This window comes from Listeria monocytogenes (genome assembly GCF_013282665.1).
Classification (GTDB): domain Bacteria; phylum Bacillota; class Bacilli; order Lactobacillales; family Listeriaceae; genus Listeria; species Listeria monocytogenes_C.
The window spans coordinates 2,627,301-2,641,054 of record NZ_CP054041.1; the positions used below are offsets into that span (position 1 = coordinate 2,627,301).

A 13,754-nucleotide genomic window follows, 5' to 3' on the forward strand; every position below is an offset into this window, starting at 1 on the left:
CTAATTCGTTTTACTCTGCTTCGTTTTCTAAATCTTGAATCGCGTTCAAGGCATTTTCAGCCAACTCATGTGATGCATCTGTAGCAATTGCTCTTTCAAAATAATTTTTAGCAAGAACGATATCTCCTTGCCATGCCAGATAAGCCGCACCAATATTGTAAAGTGCATCTGGATCCTCTGGTTTAACAAGTAAAACACGTTCTAACATAGTAATTGCATCTTCATAAAAACCGCTACGAGCAAGCACGATCCCATATTGAAATAACGCTTCTCCGTCTTCTGGGTTTAATTCGACACTTCTAAGTAAATATGGCATCGCAAGTGTTAGCTCCTCCATCTGAACAAAACTCATTCCTAACATGAAAAATAAGTCGCCGTTTTCCATCCCTTGTTTTGTTGCATTTTGGAAGCTATCTGCTGCCTCTTGATAACGCTCTAGTTCATAATACAAATTTCCTAAACTATAGTAAGCAGCAGGTACTGTGTCATCTAGCTCAAGTGCTCTTTTGAAGAATAATTCCGCACGTTCAAAATCATCCATGGAGAGTAAAACATTTCCAAAATTTATATAACCAACCGGATCACTTGGGTGTTCTTCAATCACTTCTGTAAATAATTTAACTGCTTCTTCTAAATTGCCTTCTTGCATTTGTTTGATGCCTAATTGGTTTTTATCCATATTATCCCTCTTATCTTTCCTGATTTTTTACAGATGTATTAAGCCACATAATAAGTGCATTCGCTACTTGATCTGTTTGTTCTGGTCCACTAATCGTCGCTTTTCCGTCCCCATGTTGTTTTCCATATGAACCGAATTGCGCATGGTTTCCACCTTTAATAGAAACGAAGGTAGTATCTTTAGGTAAGTATTTTTTATTTTTATTATATGAACCTTGGTTTAACACATCATCATTTGTTGCTGTGATAGATAGTACTGGAAAAGGTGCGTTTTTTAAGGAACCTTTTTTATCTGGGTAACTAGCTAAGAAAAAAGCGCCTTCTATTTCTTTTTCGTTATTGTGTGCGAATCTAGAAGACATTACGCCACCAAGTGAATGTCCACCAATAACAAATTTTTCATCCGGAGCTTCGTCAATAATGTCAGCAGCTCGATCTTTACCAAATACCGCCAAATTAAGAGGCATTTCAACGATGTACGTTTTGTAACCGCTCGAAGCAAGTTTGTTTGCAAGAGGTGCATAACTTAAAGCGTCAACAAACGCACCCGGATATAAAATGATACTCATATCGGCATCAGATTTCCGTGGGGTAAATACCAGAATGTCGTTTTCCTCAAGTACATCCACCGTTTTAGTTGAATTTGCCGCATTTTCTGCAATCGTAGACGGTTCTGAGTTGAAATAAAAATATCCCCATATAAGAAGACAAAATAAAACAATCGCACTCCCAAAAATCGCTATCTTTTTCATAAAGGACCTCTTTTCCCTGTTTCGTATAATATTTTACCATAAAATCTGTTGAAAAAAACGAATTTAAGCAGGAAAAAACCGGAGTCTCCTAGAAAACAAGATTCTCCGGTTCCAATTTTAGCCCACATAATCTAACTTCGCGCCATTTTTCCAAACTGTATCAATGGTTCCACCGCCAAGGCAAATATCGCCATCATAAAATACAACCGCTTGACCTGGTGTAATTGCTCGAACTGGATCAGCGAAAACTACTTCTGCTGTCCCATCTTCGCGCAAATGCACGGTTACTTTCGTATCGGTTTGACGATAACGGAATTTGGCCGTACATTCGATTGTTTTTGGTTTTTCTGCATTCGTTGTGAAAGAAATATCTGTCGCAATTAATGAATCTGAATAAAGTGTTTCATGATGGAAACCTTGTTCCACAAACAATACATTTTCTTTTAAATCTTTACCAACAACAAACCAAGGTTCGCCGTCGCCACCAATGCCTAGACCATGACGTTGTCCGATTGTGTAATACATCAAGCCGTCATGTTTCCCTAACACTTCACCGTTCAACGTTCTCATTTCGCCCGGTTGTGCTGGAAGATATTCGCTTAAAAATTGCTTGAAGTTTCTTTCGCCAATGAAACAAATCCCAGTACTATCTTTTTTGTTCGCAGTAGCAAGTCCGGCTTTTTTCGCAATTTCGCGCACTTCTGTTTTTTCCATGCCGCCAAGAGGAAACATCACTTTTTTCAATTGATCTTGTGAAAGTTGGTTTAAAAAGTACGTTTGATCTTTATTATTATCAACACCTCGAAGTAATTCGATTTCATCACCGACTTTTTTCACTTGTGCGTAGTGCCCCGTTGCCACATAGTCCGCACCAAGACTTTCTGCGTGTTCTAAAAATGCCTTAAATTTAATTTCTTTATTACACATAACGTCCGGGTTTGGCGTGCGCCCAAGTTTATATTCATCTAAGAAATACGTAAACACTTTGTCCCAATACTCTTTTTCAAAATTGACCGCATAATATGGAATACCGATTTGGTTGGCTACGCGAATTACATCATCATAATCTTCCGTTGCTGTACATACGCCAAATTCGTCCGTATCATCCCAATTTTTCATAAAGATGCCAATAACATCATAACCTTGTTCTTTTAATATATGAGCAGTGACAGATGAATCTACTCCGCCTGACATGCCGACAACTACACGAATGTCACTATTATTTGTACTCAAAGCTCGCCCCTCACCTTCTTATATTTTCATTAAACGCGTTACTACTTCACTAATTTTCGTAGCCGCCATTTCCACTTCTTCTAAATGGTTTCCTAGGCCAAAACTAATCCGGACGGTCTCTTGAATAGCCGGATGATTTTCACCAAAAAGGGCTACTAATACATGCGATGGATCTACCGTTCCAGCCGTACAAGCCGACCCACTCGAAACTGCAATTCCGTCCATATCTAAATTCATTAATAATTGTTCAATCGAAACTCCTGGAAAACGTACACTAAATACGTGTGGCAAAGTGTTGACTTCTAAGCCATTCACCTCAAAATCAAGATCTGCCGAACGCCAAATTTCTGCCATTCGTTTTTTGAAGGAAATATATTCCTCATTTTTTAGTTCTCGTTCATTCATCATGATAGAAGAAGCCGCACTAAAACCACAGATTCCCGCTAAATTCTCCGTTCCAGCACGACGTTTTCGTTCTTGTTCTCCGCCGTGCATTTGGTAAATAAGCCGTGTGCCATTTTTGACGTATAAAAAACCTACACCACGTGGTCCATTTATTTTATGAGAAGAAGTAGTTAATAAATTTACCCCTAGCTCCGTTACATTTATATTTAATAGCCCATAAGCTTGTACTGCATCTGTATGAAAAATTGCTTGATGGTCTTTTAAAATTGCACCAATCTCCGCAATCGGCTGAATAGCGCCTATTTCATTATTACCATACATAATAGAAACTAGAATTGTATCTGGACGCAAGGCCTCTTGTAAACTCTCTATAGAAACTATTCCATGCTCATCTACTGGCAAATAGGTAACTTCAAATTCTTGCGTTTCAAGGTATTCACATGTTTTTAAGACCGCATGGTGCTCAATCTGTGAAGTAATTATATGCTTGCCTTTTTCTTGTTGTGCTAACGCTGCTCCAATAATCGCCAAATTATCGCCTTCTGTTCCACCACTTGTAAAAATTATTTCTTTTTCCGTAGCATGGATACTGTCTGCAATTGTGTGACGAGCTTCATCCAAAGCTTTTCTTGCCTCTCGTCCAGCGTAATGGATACTGGAAGGATTGCCGTACGTATTTGTAATTGCGCCAAGCATCGTTTGGATAACTTCTGGATGAATTGGACTCGTCGCAGCATGGTCTAAGTAAATTCTATTTTCCATTTTTTATCGCGTCCTTTTTTGTAGACGAATTCCTGTTCGCCGTTAATCGTTTCTTATTGTAACAGCAATACTCCTGTAAAGTAAAGAGGAATAACTCCTATTTACACGCAAAAAAGAAACCCCAATCGTACCGTTTAGGATTCCCTTCCTTTGAACCCGCTCTCAATTAAAGCAGGTGGGTGCTCTGTCTAACGGTTTGCACTTCCTCGTGTGAAGGCATGTGCGCCGCGCCGGAACTCCAAGCTCCCTAGGTATAAAAAATTGTTCGGTTCAAAAATATCAGGAACTATATCGAATACATTAGGGTTTCTTTTCTTCATTTAGAATACCATAGGAAAGACGAAATTTCAATGTTAGCGACTTTTCAGTTGGTACTTTTTTTATTCTTTTTTTGCTTTATTTTCGTTAATCTTTTGGTACACACCAGCAATTGTTTGCTCGAATTTAGAAGTGAATTTTGGTGCATAATACAATTTGTTTTTAAGACGATCTGGTAAATATTGTTGGTCCACCCAAGCATTATCATAATTATGCGGGTATTTATAATCAATCGCCCGTCCAAGTTTTTCTGCACCAGAGTAATGTCCATCTCGCAAATGATCTGGCACTTCTCCACTGTTCCCTTGGCGAATGTCTGCTAGTGCCGCATCAATCGCCATAATAGCAGAATTGGATTTAGGCGAAAGGCAAAGCTCAATGACAGCATTGGCGAGCGGAATTCGCGCTTCAGGAAACCCGACTTTTTCTGCGGTTTGAATGGCTGCGAGTGTATGCGCTCCGGCTTGTGGACTCGCAAGACCAATATCCTCATATGCCATAACGAGCATTCTCCGGCTAATACTAACTAAATCTCCTGCTTCAATTAAACGTCCCATATAATGGAGCGCTGCATTCACATCGCTACCACGAACCGATTTTTGAAAAGCACTTAATACGTCATAATGGGCATCGCCGTCTTTGTCATGAGCTAAACTTTTCTTTTGTAAACACTCCTCTGCCACATCGAGTGTAATATGAATCACACCATCTTCATTTGGTTCAGAAGAAATGACAGCTAATTCTAAGGCATTCAGCGCACTTCTTACATCGCCGTTACTCGCCGTTGCAAAATGTTTTTTCGCAACCTCATCTATTTCTACATCATAATTCCCAAGTCCCCGCTCTTTATCTGAAAGCGCCCGGTCTATTGTTATCATAATATCTGCTACAGTTAGAGGTTTTAACTCGAAAATTTGCGTTCGGCTTCGAATAGCCGGATTAATCGCGATATACGGATTACTTGTCGTTGCACCTATTAAAATAATCGCGCCACTTTCAAGTAATGGTAGTAAAAAATCTTGTTTCGCTTTATCCAATCGATGTACTTCATCTAAAAGAAGAATAACCGTGCCGCTCATTTTCGCTTCAGCTGCTACTACTTCCATATCTTTTTTATTATTGGTAACTGCATTTAATGTACGGAATGCATACTTCGTGCTCCCAGCAATCGCACTTGCAATCGATGTTTTTCCAATTCCGGGCGGTCCATATAATATCATAGAAGATAATTGTTTTGCTTTGACCATCCGATAAATAATTTTATCTTTACCGACTAAATGCGTTTGTCCCACGATTTCATCTAGTGCTTTCGGGCGCATCCGGTAAGCTAAAGGTTGAATTGCCATATAACCGCTCCTTCTTATTTGCTTGCTTACTATTATAACATAAGAACATCTGTGCGTTCACCTACTTGTTTCCTTTGCCTTCTTTCTGTAATTCCGATATAATAGATGCGGTATAAGCGGTTTTGAAATTACTGGAGGTTAAATAAAAATGAAGATTACAACAAAAGGTCGCTACGGCCTGACAATAACACTTGAACTCGCAAAAAGAATTGGCGATGGCCCGATTTCTCTTCGTAGTATCGCCCAAGATAAAAATTTATCGGAACATTATTTAGAGCAGTTAATCGGCCCCCTTCGTAATGCAGGAATTGTTAAAAGTATCCGCGGGGCTCATGGTGGCTACGTTTTGAACGGCGATCCTGAAAAAATCACTGCTGGCGACATCATTCGTACACTAGAAGGTCCGATTGTACTTGTCGAGAGTATGGAAGATGAAGAAGCTGCCCAGCGTGAATTATGGACACGAATGCGCAATGCTGTCCGTGACGTGTTAGATCAAACAACACTTGCTGACTTATTAAAACATTCTACGGATGCTGAACTATCGGATGGATACATGTTTTATATTTAATGAAAAAAGCCTATTTCCGAATAGGCTTTTTATCTGCCATCGAAACGGAAAATACAGTCTATTATTATCTGATTATTCTGAAATAAACCTCAAAAACAAACAATTGAAACCGCTACATGTTAGATAATCTAACCAAATTTATTGAATTGATAAAATATTCTTGCCTTTATTAAAATATAGTGTATTATAAACGCATAAATAATATATTACATGTTAGTTTATCTAACAAAAAGGAGAGTTGAGTATGGAATCCGTATTTATGTTCTTTTGTACTTTATTGGTTTGGTTAATGACACCAGGAATTGCATTGTTTTACGGTGGTATGGTTCGACGCAAAAATGTGTTGAGTACGGCCATGTATAGTTTTAGTTCGATGGCAATTATTTCTATTCTTTGGGTGATCGTTGGATATTCGTTAGCTTTCGCCCCTGGAAACGGCTTTATAGGAAGTTTCGACTGGACCTTCCTTCATAATGTCGGCTTTGCAGCAAATGATACTTACTCAGATGCTATTCCACATATTCTATTCATGATGTTTCAAATGACTTTCGCAATTTTGACTGTAGCTATCATTTCTGGGGCATTTGCTGAAAGAATGAATTTTTCCGCTTATTTGATTTTCATTATCTTATGGTCGTTACTAGTTTACTCTCCCGTTGCTCACTGGGTTTGGGGTGATGGTGGTTGGTTACGTAATCTCGGCGCACTTGATTTCGCCGGTGGGAATGTTGTTCATATTAGTTCAGGTGTCACAGGATTAGTCCTCGCAATTATGATTGGTCGTAGAAAAGAAGCCGATTCCGCTTCCCCGCATAATTTACCTTTAGCACTTATTGGTGGCATTCTAGTTTGGTTTGGTTGGTACGGATTTAATGTGGGCAGTGCCTTAACAATTGATAATGTAGCAATGATCGCCTTTGTAAACACAAACACGGCCGCTGCAGCAGGTATTATCGGTTGGGGACTCGTTGAATGGTTAACGAATAAAAAGCCCACTATGCTTGGAACCATTTCCGGAGCAATTGCTGGTTTAGTATCCATTACGCCTGCCGCTGGATTTGTCACTGTGCCAAGTTCGTTGATTATCGGTTTTCTCGGCGGAGCGCTTTGCTTCTGGGCTGTATTCTGGTTAAAAGGAAAAGTAAAATACGATGATGCACTTGATGCGTTTGGCCTTCACGGCATTGGCGGAATTTGGGGCGGCATTGCAACTGGCCTTTTCGCCACAACAAAAGTAAATGAAGCTGGAGCAGATGGATTATTCTATGGCAACGCTTCTCTCGTAGTAAAACAATTAATCGCCATTGGTTCGACGGTAGCATATGTAGCTGTAGCAACGGCTATAATCGTCGTAATTATCAAACTATTTTTACCAATTCGTGTCAATGAAGAACAAGAATACAAAGGACTTGATTTGACGCTGCACGGCGAAAAAGCATATCAAGAATAAAGGAGGCAACAATATGTCTGGATTAACAAAAATCGAAATCATTACTCGCCCAAACCGCTTTCATTTATTTCAAAAAGAACTTGCGAAAATTGGCGTAAGCGGCCTAACTGTCACAAAAGCACTCGGTACTGGCTTAGAGAAAGGATTTATCGAACTTTATCGTGGCACAAAAAAAGAAAGCAATATTCACGAGCGAATGAAAATTGAAATCGTTGTTTCTACTGTTCCTGTGGAAGATGTGCTTCGGGTCGTTAAAGAAACACTTCGCACCGGCGAACCTGGTGATGGAAAAGTATTTATTTATCCACTTGCAGAGGTTGTTAAAATCAGCACTGGTGAAACTGGAATCGACGCATTACAAGATAAGCCATCAAAATGAATAGTTAAAATGGTGAATTAATTAAAAATGGGGCCTCTATTCTAAAAAATCAATGAGAAATGGCGTTTACCCCTTCCGCTTCTTAGCTTTTACACTTATAATGAAAAAGGAAGAACGTTTAGAACAGATAAGGAGGCGCGAAATTCCCTATGCGTAAAATCCCCATTTTCACCGTTCTAGTAGCTATCCTACTTTTTGGCGGTTATTATCTTTATCAACACGCTTCGTCAAAAGTAGATGTTACCTTTAATTTCGTGGTGGATCAAAAATCAAAAGATAATACCATCACTGGCAAAATTGACGGCGCTGGAAACAAATCAATTACACTACCGCTTTCTGAAGAGAGCTGGGATGCAGTAAAAAAAGGGAATCGCTACAATGTGGAAGCCACTTTTTATAATAAAAATAAAATCAGCTCCAGTGAAGCGAAAGAATTGGACGGCCCATTCTGGTCCAATGATTCCAATCGAGGGTTATTAGTTAATAAGGTGCATGTAGAAAATATTCAAGAATTAAGTGATGATTTTTAAAACAAAAAGAAGGTGAGCTTAAACGCTCACCTTCTTTTTTAGTTTGTTTATTTTTTCACTGTTTCCAGTTTCAATTCCGCAAGTTGAGCGGCGCTAACCTCGCCTGGTGCATTTGTCAGTGGATCTACTGCACTTCCTGTTTTAGGAAAGGCAATTGTGTCGCGCAAGTTGTTTCGACCTGCCAAGATCATAACAATGCGATCTAAGCCAAGCGCGATACCTCCATGTGGTGGCGTACCATACTCTAATGCATCCATCAGGAAGCCAAATTGTTCTTTTGCTGATTCATCCGTGAAGCCAAGTGCACGGAACATCGATTCTTGTACTTCTTTTTTGTAAATCCGTAATGAACCGCCACCAATTTCATATCCATTTAATACGATATCATAAGCTTCTGCCATTACTTTAGAAGAATCGGTTTCAAGAAGTGGGATATCTTCTTCTTTTGGCAAAGTGAATGGATGGTGTGCAGATACATAACGCCCTGCTTCTTCATCGTATTCAAATAGCGGCCAATCAGTCACCCATAAGAAAGCAAGTTCTTCTTCATTGATTAAGTTTAAGTCTTTACCAAGTTTATTACGAAGCGCCCCAAGTGATGCCGCAACGATATTTGCTTTATCAGCTGCAAATAGTAATAAATCGCCATCTTCTGCTTGCAGAGCAGCCTTTAGTTCTGCTGCTTTGTCTTCAGGGAAGAATTTAGCAATTGGTCCTTTCAGTTCACCCGCTTCTACTTTTAGCCAAGCAAGACCTTTTGCCCCGTAGTTAGCAACAAAAACACCAAGCGCATCTAAATCTTTACGTGAAAAATTAGCTGCCGCACACTTCGCATTAATCGCTTTTACTTCGCCACCATTTTCAATAGCGGATTGGAATACTTTGAAATCAACATCTTTAACGACATCTGATACATTTTGTAATTCTAAACCGAAACGAATATCTGGCTTATCACTCCCAAAACGATCCATCGCTTCTTTATACGTCATCCGAGGGAACGGTTTGTCGATAGTAATATTTTTCGCTTCTTTCACTACATCTATTAACATATCTTCCGTAATCGCTTGAATTTCTTCTTTCGTTAAAAAGCTAGTCTCTAAATCGATTTGTGTAAATTCAGGTTGACGGTCGCCGCGCAAATCTTCATCACGGAAGCAACGTACGATTTGGTAATATTTATCAAAACCAGCAGTCATTAGTAATTGTTTTAATATTTGTGGGGATTGTGGCAATGCATAGAAGTTACCAGGGTAAACACGACTTGGTACAAGGTAGTCTCTGGCACCTTCTGGCGTACTTTTCGTTAAATAAGGTGTTTCAATATCAAAGAATCCGAGTGCATCTAGTTTATTGCGGAAAGTTCTCGTTACTGTGTGACGCATTTTGAAAATGTTGTTCATTTCCGGACGTCGTAAGTCCAAATAACGGTATTTCAAACGCAATTCATCCGAAACATTCACGCCATCTTCAATATAAAATGGTGGCGTTTTAGAAGTATTTAAAATGGTAATTTCTTCTGCTAAAACTTCTACTTTACCAGTCGCTAATTTGTCATTGATGGCTTTTTCACCACGAGCATGAACGGTTCCTTTAATAGTAACAACAAATTCATTTCGAACACTATCAGCGATTTCAAGCGCTTCTTTTGAAAATTCAGGATTGAAAACAACTTGGACAATTCCTTCGCGATCACGTAGATCAATAAAAATTAATCCGCCTAAATCGCGTCGTTTTTGCACCCAACCATGAAGGACAACACTTTGACCAATATGTGCTTCGTTTAATTCACCGCAGTAACTTGTACGTTTTTCCATTTTCATTTCTCCCCCTTGGTGTTTGTTAATTTTTCTAGAATGGTTGTTTCAGACACAGCTTCTTGCTCGCCTGTTTCCATATTTTTTAATTGATAATTGCCTGTTTGTAATTCTTCTTCACCAAGAATAATGGTGTATACGGCATTTTTTCTATTGGCATCTTTTAGTTGTGCTTTGAATTTACGTTTTAAGTAATCTTTTTCTGCACTAATGCCATTTTGTCTTAATTTATTTACAAGTGTTACGGCTTTTAATTCTGCTTCTGGTTGTGCTGTAATCACATAAACCTCTAGTGGTTTTTTTGCAGGTATTTCGATATCCGCTTTTTCTAGCGCCAGTAAAATACGTTCCACTCCGATACCAAAACCAATCCCCGGTGTATCTGGACCACCAAACTCTCTCACTAAACCGTGATATCTTCCTCCACCACAAAGCGTTGTTTTCGCGCCAAATCCTTCTTCTACACTCATAATTTCAAATGTCGTGTGGTTATAATAATCTAAACCACGAACCATCGTTGGGTCAATTTCAAATGGAATCTCTAGCGCGTTTAAATAATTTTTAACATTTTCAAAATAGGCAACAGATTCCTCATTTAAAAAGTCTAAAATAGATGGCGCAGATTGAATTAGTGGATTGTCATGATCTTTTTTACAATCTAAAATGCGTAGTGGATTTTTGTGTAATCGTACTTGGCATTCTGCACAAAATTCATCAATGTGTGGTTCAAAATGCGCAACTAGTGCTTCTCGATGTTTTAATCGGCTTTCTTTATCACCAAGGCTATTAATGACTAATTTAATGTTTGTTAAGCCAATTTTTTTGAAAAACGTCATTGCTAGTGAGATAACTTCTACATCAATAGAAGGATCATCACTTCCAAGCGCCTCAATACCCATTTGCGTAAATTGGCGTTGTCTTCCGCCTTGTGGACGTTCATAACGAAACATCGGTTCATTATAATACATTTTGATAGGCTGACTCACTTCGCCGTATAATTTATGTTCAACGAAAGCTCGAACAACGGAAGCAGTCCCCTCTGGTCTTAGCGTTAAACTTCTGCCCCCTTTATCTTGGAAAGTGTACATTTCTTTTGATACGATGTCCGTAGAATCGCCAACCCCTCGCTCAAATAATTCCGTATGTTCAAAAACAGGCGTTCTTATTTCTTCGTATTGGTAGTTTTCGCAAACATTTTTAAACTCTGTCTCTAGAAAATGCCATTTACTAACCTCTTCCGGCAAAATATCTCGCGTCCCTCTTGGTAATTGCAAATCCATCACCATAAACCTCCTTTTTTTACTTCAAAATATAAAGAAAAACCCCCGTCACTTGTTATAAAAACAAGGGACGAGAGTCTATTTACACCCGTGGTACCACCCTAATTAGAACTACTAATGAGTCCTCACTTAAGTCAGTTAACGCCTGAATACGTTCTTGCTTACTGTTTTTCAACAAGAAACCTCGAGAGTGTCTTTTCAGAAAACATGACTATCTTTATCCTTTCAGCCAAATGGGATAAATTCTCTTTATAGCATGGATTTTCTTACTCTTCTCTGTCGCTAGTTTTAAATATGAATTATTCTAAGATTACTAAAAACACACTGAAAAGTCAACATTTTGCCAGTTTTTTTATAAAAATCCACTTTGTAGTTCCATGAAAGCGCATTTTATGGTAACATTTTACTGTCAGATAAAAGTTTATGAGTATATGGGTGGTGTTAGCTTTAAATGAAGAATAAATTCATTTTTATCACCGTTGTCTCCATTTTATTGATTGCAGCAGGTATTTTTACAACCATAGCAATGGCGAACGCGAATTCCGTTGTCGTCAAAGCAGAAGTCTTAAATGTCCGCAGCGGTCCTGGTTTAGCGTATGATGTAACGAGCCAAGCCAGAAAAAATGAAGTACTCCGGGTAGTCGGTGAAGAAAATCAATGGTACAAAGTTCAGTTAGATAACGGAAATAGCGGTTGGGTTGCCAGCTGGTTAGTAGAAAACACAGATGTCAGCGCAGCAAGTAACAGTGTCGCTATCGTTTCTTCTGATGGCGGATTAAATGTCCGTGAAAAACCAAGTACCTCAAGCAAGTCACTTGGATTACTCAATAATGGTGACCAAGTAACAGTTACTAGCCAACAAAATGGCTGGGCGCAAATCCAATATAATGGTACAAGCGCATGGGTTAGCTCCGATTACTTAACGATTCGTGAGTCTGTTACAAAAGTAGATGAAAGCGAACTACAAACAGTAACCATTCGAGATGACTCCACTAATATTAGAAATAAGCCAAGTCGTGATGGTGCCGTTATCGAAAAAGCAAATTCTGGTCAAGGATTCGCTATTCAAGGAGTTCAAGGTGACTGGTATAAAATCCGTACGACAAGCGGTGAAGAAGGTTATGTCGCCAACTGGGTAGTAGATGTTTCCGACAAAGGACAAACCTCCAGCCCTCGAAGCAAAACAACCAAATTATCCGAAGCGACAATCGTCATTGATCCTGGGCACGGTGGTAATGATCCAGGTGCTAAAGGCGCAAATGGCACGATTGAAAAAGAAATGACTTTAAAAACAGCCAAACAATTAAAAAGAAAACTTGAATCTAGAGGTGCTAAAGTTATCTTAACGAGAAATAGTGATAAGTATGTTTCTCTAAAAGGAAGAACAAATATAGCTTCCGAAAATCATGCAGATGTCTTTATTAGTATTCATTTTGATAGTTTAGAAGACACAAGTAAAAACGTAAGCGGTCAAACTACTTACTATTATGATAATAGTGATAAATCGCTCGCTGAAAGCATTAATACTACGCTTGGGAAAGACCTCCCTACTTCTAACCGCGGCGCAAGAGTCGGCGATTATTATGTAGTTAGAGAAAACTCACAACCAGCTGTCTTACTGGAACTCGGTTACCTAAGTTCCGCAAAAGATGAAAATAATATTAATTCAGCATCATACAGAAGCCAAATTGCTGATTCCGTCACAGACGGCTTAGCTAATTACTTCTCTAATTAAAAAAAGCAATCATTCAGGAAACTGAATGATTGCTTTTTTACTACTTATTACGCATTTCATCTGAATCAAGCATGATGGTAATTGGCCCATGATTAACGATTTTCACATCCATCATTGCTCCAAACACCCCTGTTTCGACAATAAAACCTGCTTCTGCAAGCTTTTGATTAAATAAGTCATACAGTGTTTCCGCTTTTTCTCCAGGAGCGGATTTTGTAAAGCTCGGACGTTTCCCTCTACTCACATCAGCATACAAAGTAAACTGGGAAACACTAAGGATGGCGCCGCCTCGTTCAGCTAAAGAAATATTCATCTTTTCTGACTCATCTTCAAAAATTCGTAATCCTACGATTTTTTTCGCCATATAGTCCACGGTTTCCGGGGTATCTGTATGGGTGAATCCAACTAATAGACAAAGACCTCCAGCTATTTCGCTAATGACTTCCTCTTCCACACTAACGGAAGCTTCGTAACATCTTTGTAGTAGTACACGCATCGCTT

The 13,754-nt window shown here is 39.0% G+C and carries 13 protein-coding genes, 1 other RNA gene and 1 other annotated feature; of the genes, 5 read left to right on the forward strand and 9 right to left on the reverse strand.

The annotated features are described in order from the left end of the window. Positions 1-10 precede the first annotated feature (10 nt). The 6 genes from HRK21_RS13245 to HRK21_RS13270 form a co-directional block, all read right to left on the reverse strand. Positions 11-649 carry a tetratricopeptide repeat protein gene (locus HRK21_RS13245; protein ID WP_077952318.1) on the reverse strand — a complete coding sequence of 213 codons (639 nt, stop codon included), beginning with the start codon at positions 647-649 and terminating at the stop codon, positions 11-13. Between the two features lie 40 nt (positions 650-689). Then, complete coding sequence (locus tag HRK21_RS13250; protein WP_070006699.1) at positions 690-1,430, reverse strand: alpha/beta hydrolase; 741 nt, start codon at positions 1,428-1,430, stop codon at positions 690-692. A 117-nt stretch (positions 1,431-1,547) separates the two neighbouring features. Beyond that, positions 1,548-2,663 carry a tRNA 2-thiouridine(34) synthase MnmA gene (gene mnmA / locus HRK21_RS13255; protein WP_003727410.1) on the reverse strand — a complete coding sequence of 372 codons (1,116 nt, stop codon included), beginning with the start codon at positions 2,661-2,663 and terminating at the stop codon, positions 1,548-1,550. A gap of 18 nt (positions 2,664-2,681) precedes the next feature. Then, positions 2,682-3,830, reverse strand: coding sequence for a cysteine desulfurase family protein (locus tag HRK21_RS13260; RefSeq protein WP_070006700.1), 1,149 nt, complete (start codon positions 3,828-3,830; stop codon positions 2,682-2,684). 114 nt (positions 3,831-3,944) lie between these two features. Continuing rightward, a non-coding RNA gene (ssrS, locus tag HRK21_RS13265) (6S RNA) lies at positions 3,945-4,140 on the reverse strand. Positions 4,141-4,210: 70 nt separating this feature from the next. Next, positions 4,211-5,494 carry a replication-associated recombination protein A gene (locus HRK21_RS13270; RefSeq protein WP_070006701.1) on the reverse strand — a complete coding sequence of 428 codons (1,284 nt, stop codon included), beginning with the start codon at positions 5,492-5,494 and terminating at the stop codon, positions 4,211-4,213. A 148-nt stretch (positions 5,495-5,642) separates the two neighbouring features. Between HRK21_RS13270 and cymR the strand changes: the two genes are divergently transcribed. The 4 genes from cymR (at position 5,643) to HRK21_RS13290 (ending at position 8,424) form a co-directional block, all read left to right on the forward strand. Then, positions 5,643-6,065, forward strand: coding sequence for a cysteine metabolism transcriptional regulator CymR (gene cymR, locus HRK21_RS13275; RefSeq protein WP_003726726.1), 423 nt, complete (start codon positions 5,643-5,645; stop codon positions 6,063-6,065). A 244-nt stretch (positions 6,066-6,309) separates the two neighbouring features. Beyond that, on the forward strand, positions 6,310-7,515 hold the full coding sequence (locus tag HRK21_RS13280; RefSeq protein ID WP_003736669.1) for an ammonium transporter: 1,206 nt from the start codon (positions 6,310-6,312) through the stop codon (positions 7,513-7,515). A 13-nt stretch (positions 7,516-7,528) separates the two neighbouring features. Continuing rightward, a complete protein-coding gene (locus tag HRK21_RS13285) occupies positions 7,529-7,894 on the forward strand; it encodes a P-II family nitrogen regulator (protein WP_003723521.1) in 366 nt (121 codons plus the stop codon). A gap of 149 nt (positions 7,895-8,043) precedes the next feature. Beyond that, positions 8,044-8,424 (forward strand): hypothetical protein, encoded by a 381-nt coding sequence (locus HRK21_RS13290; protein WP_003738996.1) that lies wholly within the window; start codon positions 8,044-8,046, stop codon positions 8,422-8,424. A gap of 47 nt (positions 8,425-8,471) precedes the next feature. On the opposite strand, the gene aspS is transcribed toward HRK21_RS13290, so the two are convergent. Then, positions 8,472-10,238, reverse strand: a complete 1,767-nt coding sequence (gene aspS, locus HRK21_RS13295) for an aspartate--tRNA ligase (RefSeq protein WP_070006763.1) — start codon at positions 10,236-10,238, stop codon at positions 8,472-8,474. A 2-nt stretch (positions 10,239-10,240) separates the two neighbouring features. Beyond that, on the reverse strand, positions 10,241-11,518 hold the full coding sequence (hisS, locus tag HRK21_RS13300; RefSeq protein ID WP_003738998.1) for a histidine--tRNA ligase: 1,278 nt from the start codon (positions 11,516-11,518) through the stop codon (positions 10,241-10,243). A gap of 63 nt (positions 11,519-11,581) precedes the next feature. Further along, positions 11,582-11,810 (reverse strand) — a binding site (T-box leader). Between the two features lie 159 nt (positions 11,811-11,969). Between hisS and HRK21_RS13305 the strand changes: the two genes are divergently transcribed. Further along, positions 11,970-13,253, forward strand: a complete 1,284-nt coding sequence (locus HRK21_RS13305; protein ID WP_003738999.1) for an N-acetylmuramoyl-L-alanine amidase family protein — start codon at positions 11,970-11,972, stop codon at positions 13,251-13,253. 40 nt (positions 13,254-13,293) lie between these two features. On the opposite strand, the gene dtd is transcribed toward HRK21_RS13305, so the two are convergent. Beyond that, a complete protein-coding gene (gene dtd / locus HRK21_RS13310) occupies positions 13,294-13,749 on the reverse strand; it encodes a D-aminoacyl-tRNA deacylase (RefSeq protein ID WP_003739000.1) in 456 nt (151 codons plus the stop codon). Positions 13,750-13,754 lie beyond the last annotated feature (5 nt).

Excerpts from the sequence above, each read along its gene's own strand:
- HRK21_RS13245 (WP_077952318.1), bottom strand. The coding sequence starts at position 649 with ATGCAAGAAGGCAATTTAGAAGAAGCAGTTAAATTATTTACAGAAGTG.
- HRK21_RS13250 (WP_070006699.1), bottom strand. The coding sequence starts at position 1,430 with ATGAAAAAGATAGCGATTTTTGGGAGTGCGATTGTTTTATTTTGTCTT.
- HRK21_RS13260 (WP_070006700.1), bottom strand. The coding sequence starts at position 3,830 with ATGGAAAATAGAATTTACTTAGACCATGCTGCGACGAGTCCAATTCAT.
- HRK21_RS13270 (WP_070006701.1), bottom strand. The coding sequence starts at position 5,494 with ATGGCAATTCAACCTTTAGCTTACCGGATGCGCCCGAAAGCACTAGAT.
- cymR (WP_003726726.1), top strand. The coding sequence starts at position 5,643 with ATGAAGATTACAACAAAAGGTCGCTACGGCCTGACAATAACACTTGAA.
- HRK21_RS13280 (WP_003736669.1), top strand. The coding sequence starts at position 6,310 with ATGGAATCCGTATTTATGTTCTTTTGTACTTTATTGGTTTGGTTAATG.
- HRK21_RS13285 (WP_003723521.1), top strand. The coding sequence starts at position 7,529 with ATGTCTGGATTAACAAAAATCGAAATCATTACTCGCCCAAACCGCTTT.
- HRK21_RS13290 (WP_003738996.1), top strand. The coding sequence starts at position 8,044 with ATGCGTAAAATCCCCATTTTCACCGTTCTAGTAGCTATCCTACTTTTT.
- aspS (WP_070006763.1), bottom strand. The coding sequence starts at position 10,238 with ATGGAAAAACGTACAAGTTACTGCGGTGAATTAAACGAAGCACATATT.
- hisS (WP_003738998.1), bottom strand. The coding sequence starts at position 11,518 with ATGGATTTGCAATTACCAAGAGGGACGCGAGATATTTTGCCGGAAGAG.
- HRK21_RS13305 (WP_003738999.1), top strand. The coding sequence starts at position 11,970 with ATGAAGAATAAATTCATTTTTATCACCGTTGTCTCCATTTTATTGATT.
- dtd (WP_003739000.1), bottom strand. The coding sequence starts at position 13,749 with ATGCGTGTACTACTACAAAGATGTTACGAAGCTTCCGTTAGTGTGGAA.